The organism is Halococcus morrhuae DSM 1307 (assembly GCF_000336695.1).
GTDB lineage: Archaea > Halobacteriota > Halobacteria > Halobacteriales > Halococcaceae > Halococcus > Halococcus morrhuae.
Map to the genome: position 1 here is coordinate 43,927 of NZ_AOMC01000033.1, position 8,298 is coordinate 52,224.

Genomic DNA, 8,298 nt, shown 5'->3' on the forward strand with positions numbered 1-8,298 from the left:
GCTCGCTGCCCGCGTGCTTATCCGTCCCGCTCCCCTCGCGCGGGCATGGGACTCGCGAACGCGTTCAAATCGAAACAGGCGGGACAGATCAGCGCCGTCTCGATGCTCGTCGAGGCCGGGCTCGCGCTCTATCGCGGCGAGAAGAAGATCGCTGCGCTTCTCCTGGGTGCGGCCGCCCTCTCCTATCGCTGGAGCATCGTCGGCATCGTCGCCGAGGCGCTCATCCGGATCTATCAGCGCGTTCGCTAGGCCGTTCCGACCGGCTCTCGTGGCGATGGTTTCGCGCAGTCAGCGCTCCCGGTCGTGATCATGATCGTGAAATAACTGCTGCGTGATGAAAACGTGGGCCGACGACTGCCGATCTCGAAACAGGCTTGTCCTGAGTTACGCGCCGGCCTGTTCGAGCGCGCTCTCGATCTCCTCGCGCTGGGTGACGCCGATGAATCGCTCGACGACGCCGTCGTCGTTCTCGACGACGAGCGTGGGGATCGACCGCACCTGGTACTCGTTGGCGATCTCCTGCTCCTCGTCGACGTCGATCTTCTCGAACTCGACGCTGCCGTCCATGTCCTCTTCCAGCTCCTCGAGAATGGGGTCTTGGGTCTTACAGGGACCGCACCAATCCGCGTAGAAGTCTTTCAGTCGAACACTCATGTTCCGGCCAGAGGTAGGCGCGTGGCGCTGATAAGGGTTTCCCACCCCGCAGGCCACGACGAAAGGTTTAGGCCCGCAGCAGCCACACAGGAGCCATGAGCAGCGATAACTCCGGCGGGCTGATGTCGAGCGCCGGACTGGTGCGCTATTTCGACGCCGAGGATCAGAACGCCATCCGACTCGACCCGAAGACGATCGTGGCCTTCGGCGTCGCGTTCGGCATCATGATCATCGTCCTCCGAATCGCGCTGTAACACCGCGCTTTTTTCGCCGGGCGGCGTAGCCACGACATGAGTCTCACGGCCGGCGTCGTCGCTGTCCAGGGTGATTTCAGGGAGCACGCGGCAGCGATCGAGCGGGCGGCCCGTGCCCACGGCGAGCGTGCCGACCCGATCGAGATCCGCTCGTCGGGAACGATCCCCGACTGCGATCTCCTCCTGTTGCCCGGCGGCGAATCGACGGCGATCTCGACGCATCTCCAGCGCGAGGGGCTCGCCGACGAAATCGTCGCTCACGTTGACGCGGGCAAGCCGCTGCTCGCGACCTGTGCCGGCCTCATCGTCGCCTGTGCGGACGCCGGCGACGAGCGCGTCGAGAATTTGGGGCTGATCGACGCGACCGTTGAGCGCAACGCCTTCGGCCGCCAGCGCGACAGTTTCGAGACCGATCTCGACGTCGAGGGGCTCGACGAGCCGTTCCCGGCGGTGTTCATCCGCGCGCCGCGCATCGACGATGCGGGCGATTGCGAGGTGCTCGCGACGTTCGACGGGCAGCCGGTCGCGGTGCGCGACGGCCCCGTCGTCGGGACCGCCTTCCATCCGGAGCTCACTGACGACGCGCAGGTCCACAGACTGGCCTTCTTCGAGCGAATCGACGGGTAGTGACAGGGCTTTTGATCGCTCGCACCCTCCAGCGGATATGAACGCCCACATCGACGCCGTCCGCATCGCGGGCACGCCCTCCGGCCCCGTGCCGGTGGTTCTCCTCGCTGTGGACGGCGAGGCCGACTACCTCCCGATCTTCATCGGCTTCGACGAGGCGTCGGCCATCGCCCGTGGGATGGACGCCGTCGACATCGGCCGGCCGCTCACCCACGATCTCCTGCTCGATATCGTCGAGGAGCTCGGTGGCCGGGTCGACAGCGTGGTCGTCGACGCAATCGAGGAGAGTGAGGGCGGCGGAACGTACACCGCCGACCTCCACGTCGAGACGCCCCGCGGCGAGCGCGTCATCGACGCGCGCCCGAGCGACTCGCTCGCGCTCGCAGCCCGCACGAACGCCCCGATCGACGTCGACCCCGCCGTCTACGAGGAAGGTCGCCGCGAGCGCGAGGCGTTCGACGAACTCGACGACATCCGCGAGGTGGCCGACCTGTGAGCGAAGAGCATGCCGAACAGCGATCGGAGAACGTCCTCGACGAGCTCGCGGCGGTCATCGCCGACCGACAGGCGGAGCTGCCCGAAGATTCCTACACCGCGTCGCTGTTCACTCACGAGAAGGGCGAGAACGCCGTGCTCGAAAAGATCGGCGAGGAGAGCACGGAGGTCGTGCTCGCGGCCAAGGACGATGACGACGCACTCGTCGCCGAGAGCGCCGATCTGGTCTACCATCTGCTCGTCCTGCTGGCGATGGAAGACGTCAGTCTCGACGAACTGCGTGCAGAACTGCGCGAACGGCGCTGAGCCTTTAGAATGCGCCGCCAAGTGCCCCTGCGAGCGCGCTCGGGAGGGCGAGGACGAGTGCGAGGGTGATGCCGATGACGAGCACGCTGCCGCCAAGCAGGCCGGCGAAGCCGAGCGTGGCGTCGAACACGCCGACGAGCGCCGTCACGAGTACCGCGACGATGATCCCGCCGAGCGCGCCCGCGAGCAGACCGTGCCAGAACCCGCGACCGAACCCGCCGCCGGCGATGTAGCCTGCAGTGAATCCACCGACGACGGCGGCGAACAGCTGGCCGATGATCGGGACGATCCCGCCGATGATGCTGAGCACGAGTTCGATGAGGAAGCCGATTCCCACGGCGCGCCAGTTGGTCATACCCGTGCGTACTCCGGGCGATGATAAATCCGTGTCGACGGCGACCTCGGCGACCGACTGACGCGCTTTTACGTCCGTGCGCAGTACAGCCCTCATGATTTTCGAAGACATCCCGACCACGCCCACCGACGAGGAGCTGGTCGACCGGGCGTTCTCGCGGGCGACCCGCGCCGGGCGGGCCCAGTCCGGGATCGACGCCCAGGTGTCGATGCTCCAGACCGCGGGCAACATCCTCTCGGACAACCTCGAAAACGTCGTGACGAGCTGGCCGGATTTCGACACGCTCGATCCGTTCTACTACGAACTCGCCGACGCCATCGTCGACGTCGACGCGGTGCGACAGAGCCTCTCGAACGTCGGCTGGGCGAGCAACCAGACCGACGCGATCAAGCGCGAATATCAGGGCCGACTGCACGGTGACGTCGAGACGGCGCGCAAACTCAGAAAACAGGCGTTCGCCCGGCTCGCGGACATCGTCGACGATGTAGAGGAGGACCTCGAACGACTCGGCGCGGCCCGTGACGAGCTCAAAGTCCTGCCCGACATCAGACCCGACGAGCCGACGATCGTCGTCGCGGGCTTTCCGAACGTCGGGAAGTCGACGTTCGTCAACCACGTCACGAACGCGCGCCATGAGACCGCTTCCTATCCGTTCACCACGACGCGGATCGGCGTCGGTCACTTCACGCGTGAGCACATCCGGTATCAACTGGTCGACACACCTGGATTGCTCGATCGCGAGCACGAGGAGCGCAACGGGATCGAGCTCCAGGCCGAGAGCGCGCTGGCTCACGCCGCCGACGCCGTGCTCGTCTTCGTCGACGCGAGCGCGGCCTGTGGCTACCCGCTCGACGACCAGCTCGCGCTCCGGGACGCCGTCTACGAACGCTTCGACACGCCGATCGCGACTGTCTGTACGAAGGCCGATCGCTCGCGCGATCTCGACGCCGATCACTACCTGAGCGTCGAAGACGACGAAGGGATCGAGGAACTCCTTGACGCGGCGGTCGAGATGGTGGGCTACGAGCCCGAACTGCCGTAGACCGCGACGCTTTCACCAGTCGGACTCGAACTCGGCGCATGCACTTCGACCAACGAACGCAGCGCGCGCTTTCGGAGGCGGGGCTCTCGACCGACGAGATCGCGGCGGTTTCGGACACCGTGGTCGAAGCGACCGAACGCGACGCCGACCGCCTGGACGACTTTTTTGCCGGGCTCGACGTCGTGTACTCCGACATGGATCGAGCCCATAGCGCGAACGAGTTTCCCGAACACGCCGTCGAATATCTCGATCTGTTCACTCATGCCGACGACATCCGGGGCTACCTCCGCTTCGACACGTGGGGTGTCCCGGTCGAGGGCGGGCGCGTTCTCTCCGAGGAGGTCGTCGAACTCTCGCTCGGTCCCACGGTCGACGGCCGCGTGCGCTTCGCCACCGATCGCGAGGCGCTCCGGTGAGCGGTTCGGCATCGAAGATGGACGAGGGGCGTCGAAGGAAGAGACTCATTCGTGACGGTCGATGTCGCCGGTGCCGCCGGTGAGCGCGCTCGCGAGCGCCCCCTGGACGACCACGTCGTCGCCGAACTCGGTGAGGCGGATCTCGGGAACGTTCGTCATCACCAGTCCGTCGAGTCTCTCGCGGATCGGATCGACGACGAGTGCTTCGTTGTTGAGCGCGACCGCACCGCCGATCGAGATCACCAGCGGCGCGTAGGTATGGACGAGGTTCGCCACTCCGAGTGAGTTCCAGTCGGCGAGACGTTCGACGACGTGCTCGGCGAACGAGTCTCCCTCGGCGTGGGCGAACACGTCGGCGGCGGTGAAATCGTCGCTCTCGATCGGGACGGCGGTTGCGGGGCGATCGGCTTTCGTCCAGAGTCGGCAGGCGTAGGCGGGGATGTTCGCGCCCGAGCAGTAGCCCTCCCAGTGGCCGTCGTGGCCGCAGCCACAGGTCATCTCGCCCGTGGCGTCGATCGTCAGATGGCCGACTTCGCCGGCATTGCCGTCCCAGCCCGAGAGGATCGAGCCGTCGACGGCGATGCCCGCGCCGATGCCCGACGAGATGGTGAGATAGGCCATGTCGTCGGGGTTGCGCTCGGCGTGATAGCGCTCGCCGATGACGCCGGCGGCGACGTCCTTGTGGAGACGGATCTCGTCGGTTTCGAGGAGGTTCGAGACGGGCCCGCGCAGCGGGACCTCGCCCACGGGGATGTTCGTCGGTTCGACTAGTCCTTCAGTGAGATCGAGCCGTCCGGCGGCGGCGATGGCGGCCGCAGTTGTCCCGGAGGGCTCGACGCCCGCCGCCGCCGACGCCTCGCGGAGGCAGTCCAGGATCGCCTCGGTGACGGCCAGCCCGTTCGGGCCGCGCGGTGCCGCCTGCCTGTGGCTGCCGAGGATCGTCCCATCGGCGTCGGCGACGACCGCCCGGACGTTCGTCCCGCCGAGGTCGACGCCGGCGTAGGTCGCCATACACGCACAACTGGGGCCGTCGGCTTAGTCGCCCTGATTTCCTCGTTGCGGGCGGCGATGCTAAATCCCCCGGACGCGAAGCGAGCGCGTGATAACACCGGATCTCTCGGAGCGGACGGCGCTGGTGACGGGCAGCGCGAAGGGCGTCGGTCGCGAACTCCTGCTCTCGCTGGCCGACTGTGGCGCGTCGGTCGCCGTCCACTACAACACGAGCGACGAGGAAGCGCAGTCGGTCGCCGAGCAGGCCGCCGAACTGGGCGTCGAGGTCACGACCGTTCAGGGCGATGTGACCGATCCCGACGCAGTCGACGAGCTGTTCGACGCGGTGGAAAACGAACTGGGTGATGTCGACGTCCTCGTGAACAACGTCGGCGCGTTCGCGCCGCGCCACTGGGAAGAAATCTCGTTCGAGACGTGGAATCGTGTGCTCGAAACGAACCTCAACGGGACCTATCTCTGTGCGAAGCGCGCGCTGCCGAGCATGCGAGAACGTGAGTGGGGTCGCATCGTCAACATCGGCTACGCGAGCGCCGATCGCCTGCTCGTCAGTCCGAAGAACTTCCCCTATTTCGTCGCCAAGGCGGGCGTCGTGATGTTCACGCGGATGCTCGCGGCCGACACGCAGGACGACGGGATCACCGTGAACGCGGTCTCGCCGTACGTCGTCGAGAACTCCGACGAGTTCCCTGACGAACTCCCGCGCGGGCGGCCGGCGAACTTCGACGACATGGCGCAGGCGCTTCGATTCTTCCTCGACGAGGACAGCGACTACCTGAGCGGCCAGAACGTCGCTGTCGACGGTGGCTGGCGACCCGAGCGAGTCTGATCTACTGGTCGCTTTCCTCGTCGAAGTGCGTGCTCGCGCCGTCGTCGGTTCGGCGGCGCATTCCGATCCAGAGGCCGACGGCGAAGGTGGCGATCGCGGCGACGACGAGCACGATCGGCTGTGCGTGACTGAACCCCAGATGGAGCAGTGCGTCCATGTCGCGCACGTCGACGCAGTGTGCAAAAAGTCGTCCGGTCGGTTGGCCGGCGGCCGCCGGCCGCGGTGCGGCGCGGTCTGCGGTTGCGGTACGGTCGCGGGACGAGCGCAGACTCAGGAGTGGGCGCTTGCCTGGTGGATGAAGGGCGAACGAGCGACCGGCGGGAGCGAGTGAGGGCTTCTGCGGTGCTGTGAGGAGGGGATATGTCCGCGCGAACGGAGTGAGCGCGGTTCACCGTGAGTGACCGAGCGTAGCGAGGGAGCGAGCGGACGTTTTTAGTCCAGGTTTTTGCGACGAGTGGTCGGCGAACGGAGTGAGCCGACCCGAGTCGTAAAAAAGTGGAGGTTCTTCCGCCCTACCAAGTAGAGTGTTGGTGAGGATGAGCGCCGCTATGCCCGAATAGTGAGAGGTCGTCTCGAATTACCGTGGCGTCGCTGCGCCGCAGCGACGCAACACGTCATGCCCTTAGAAGGTTGGTGCGGTAGTGACTGTAGTGTCACTCAGTCCCACCACACCAACTGGATCGTTCGAGACCACGCCTCATGAACCTTCACTCGTCGAGGACCCGACGCTGGTCTGTGAGTGCGGGTCAGAGCGTGCGAACAAGCACGGAACCTACGGCAGGCACCCGCACGGGCACGCGCCCGTGCGAGTGCAACGGTATCGATGTCGTATCTGTGGAGGGACGTTCTCGCCAAGTTTGGCCTACATCGAGGACGAACACCAGTACCCCGACGAGGTCAGACGCCTGGTACGCGTCGTGAACGCGTTCACCAAAGCGTCCCTCGAACGGCTTCAGGACATCTGTACCATTCATTTCGGTGTTCGACCATCCAACGAGCAGATTCGCAACTGGATCACCGAAGATACGGGGGAGATNCGGCTTCAGGACATCTGTACCATTCATTTCGGTGTTCGACCATCCAACGAGCAGATTCGCAACTGGATCACCGAAGATACGGGGGAGATCGTCCGCAACGATCTCCCCACGTATTCGGGCATCTACACGTATGACGAGCAGTATCTCCGCATCGATGGGAAGCGCGCATACCGGTTGTTGCTCTACGATGACCTCATGGGAGCACCCGTCGCCGAGCAAGTCGTCGACGGGTGCACAAAGGCCACCGTCCGTGNCGCATACCGGTTGTTGCTCTACGATGACCTCATGGGAGCACCCGTCGCCGAGCAAGTCGTCGACGGGTGCACAAAGGCCACCGTCCGTGAATTCCTCACCACTGCTCTCGAAGACAAACCCATCTTCGTCGTGACCACGGATGGACGCTCGGATTATGCCGAGATCGTGGAAGACGATCTCGGCGCGTTCCACCACCGGTGTCACTACCATTTCCTGAAGAACGGCGAGAAGAAGCTCCGAGAGAAGGTGTTCCAGAGCGTTCGGTACTCCAACGCGGAGAAGCTTCACGCCGCGATTGTCTGGAGCGAGTTCAAGAGCGTGTTCGCTGCTCCGTCGTATCCAGCGGCTCTCCAGCGGTTTGAGGCAGTGCTCGATAAAATCGAGCACCTGCCGCCAGCGGTCCGGACGTACGTCGAGGAGGNGTCGTATCCAGCGGCTCTCCAGCGGTTTGAGGCAGTGCTCGATAAAATCGAGCACCTGCCGCCAGCGGTCCGGACGTACGTCGAGGAGGTGATGGAGAACGTCGAGAAGTTCGTGGTCCATCTCCGGGATGAGTGGGTCCCGAGCACATCGAACAACGCCGAACGCTACTTCAGCCACACGAAATCGACGCAGGTAAAGCGTCGATTTCGGACGCATNAAGACCCAAATGACCGTGCGGACTGTCAAACACGGCTACATCTCGCGGGAGGCATCGCTCGCGCGAATGCGCGAGCTCTTTCCAGACATCGAGATGGAGACAGTGATCCCGCTCCTCACCGAGACAAAGAAGCGGTATCTGTGGAGCCGTGATCTTGAGGCAGGCTAATCGATAGGAAGAGGTACGCGAGCCGCTCCATGCGGAGCGGCTGCGCTATCGTGACGCGAATATACCCTCGCGAAAATAATAGAAATGAACACAAACCACTTTATTCATCTATTGGATCGGTCAATAGTATCGTTCCCGGCCGCAACACGTATCAGCTAACTAGCTGTAACGGCCTTGTCTTCCCTCTCAACAACACCAGACTTGGTAGGGTC

The 8,298-nt window shown here is 64.5% G+C and carries 12 protein-coding genes; 8 read left to right on the forward strand and 4 right to left on the reverse strand.

Features of this window, described 5'->3' with window-relative positions; translation table 11 throughout:
* Nucleotides 1-45: 45 nt before the first annotated feature.
* Nucleotides 46-249, forward strand: coding sequence for a hypothetical protein (locus C448_RS01725; protein ID WP_004051436.1), 204 nt, complete (start codon nt 46-48; stop codon nt 247-249).
* 135 nt (nt 250-384) lie between these two features.
* On the opposite strand, the gene trxA is transcribed toward C448_RS01725, so the two are convergent.
* The gene (gene trxA, locus C448_RS01730; protein WP_049913029.1) at nt 385-654 is read right to left on the reverse strand and encodes a thioredoxin; all 270 of its coding nucleotides are present in this window, start codon (nt 652-654) and stop codon (nt 385-387) included.
* Nucleotides 655-749: 95 nt separating this feature from the next.
* Between trxA and C448_RS01735 the strand changes: the two genes are divergently transcribed.
* From C448_RS01735 to hisE, 4 genes are read left to right on the forward strand one after another with little or no spacing between them, the layout of a single operon-like run.
* Nucleotides 750-908: a preprotein translocase subunit Sec61beta gene (locus C448_RS01735; protein ID WP_049916018.1), complete on the forward strand. Its 159-nt coding sequence runs from the start codon at nt 750-752 to the stop codon at nt 906-908.
* 36 nt (nt 909-944) lie between these two features.
* The gene (pdxT, locus tag C448_RS01740) at nt 945-1,535 is read left to right on the forward strand and encodes a pyridoxal 5'-phosphate synthase glutaminase subunit PdxT (RefSeq protein ID WP_004051441.1); all 591 of its coding nucleotides are present in this window, start codon (nt 945-947) and stop codon (nt 1,533-1,535) included.
* Between the two features lie 37 nt (nt 1,536-1,572).
* The gene (locus C448_RS01745; protein WP_004051444.1) at nt 1,573-2,031 is read left to right on the forward strand and encodes a bifunctional nuclease family protein; all 459 of its coding nucleotides are present in this window, start codon (nt 1,573-1,575) and stop codon (nt 2,029-2,031) included.
* The gene (gene hisE, locus C448_RS01750; RefSeq protein WP_004051445.1) at nt 2,028-2,336 is read left to right on the forward strand and encodes a phosphoribosyl-ATP diphosphatase; all 309 of its coding nucleotides are present in this window, start codon (nt 2,028-2,030) and stop codon (nt 2,334-2,336) included. Before C448_RS01745 ends, hisE begins: the two co-directional genes overlap by 4 nt.
* Before the next feature lie 4 nt (nt 2,337-2,340).
* Here hisE and C448_RS01755 read toward each other — a convergent pair whose 3' ends face one another.
* The gene (locus C448_RS01755) at nt 2,341-2,691 is read right to left on the reverse strand and encodes a DUF5518 domain-containing protein (RefSeq protein ID WP_004051452.1); all 351 of its coding nucleotides are present in this window, start codon (nt 2,689-2,691) and stop codon (nt 2,341-2,343) included.
* A 94-nt stretch (nt 2,692-2,785) separates the two neighbouring features.
* Here C448_RS01755 and C448_RS01760 point away from each other — a divergent pair, with 94 nt between their 5' ends.
* Entirely contained in the window at nt 2,786-3,733 is a 948-nt protein-coding gene (locus C448_RS01760; RefSeq protein ID WP_004051455.1) for an NOG1 family protein, read from the forward strand.
* 38 nt (nt 3,734-3,771) lie between these two features.
* Entirely contained in the window at nt 3,772-4,149 is a 378-nt protein-coding gene (locus C448_RS01765) for a DUF7532 family protein (RefSeq protein WP_004051456.1), read from the forward strand.
* 45 nt (nt 4,150-4,194) lie between these two features.
* Here C448_RS01765 and C448_RS01770 read toward each other — a convergent pair whose 3' ends face one another.
* Complete coding sequence (locus tag C448_RS01770) at nt 4,195-5,160, reverse strand: ROK family protein (protein WP_004051457.1); 966 nt, start codon at nt 5,158-5,160, stop codon at nt 4,195-4,197.
* 88 nt (nt 5,161-5,248) lie between these two features.
* Between C448_RS01770 and C448_RS01775 the strand changes: the two genes are divergently transcribed.
* Nucleotides 5,249-5,986 (forward strand): SDR family NAD(P)-dependent oxidoreductase, encoded by a 738-nt coding sequence (locus C448_RS01775; RefSeq protein ID WP_004051459.1) that lies wholly within the window; start codon nt 5,249-5,251, stop codon nt 5,984-5,986.
* Between the two features lies 1 nt (nt 5,987).
* Here C448_RS01775 and C448_RS16075 read toward each other — a convergent pair whose 3' ends face one another.
* Complete coding sequence (locus tag C448_RS16075; protein ID WP_160162769.1) at nt 5,988-6,143, reverse strand: hypothetical protein; 156 nt, start codon at nt 6,141-6,143, stop codon at nt 5,988-5,990.
* Nucleotides 6,144-8,298 lie beyond the last annotated feature (2,155 nt).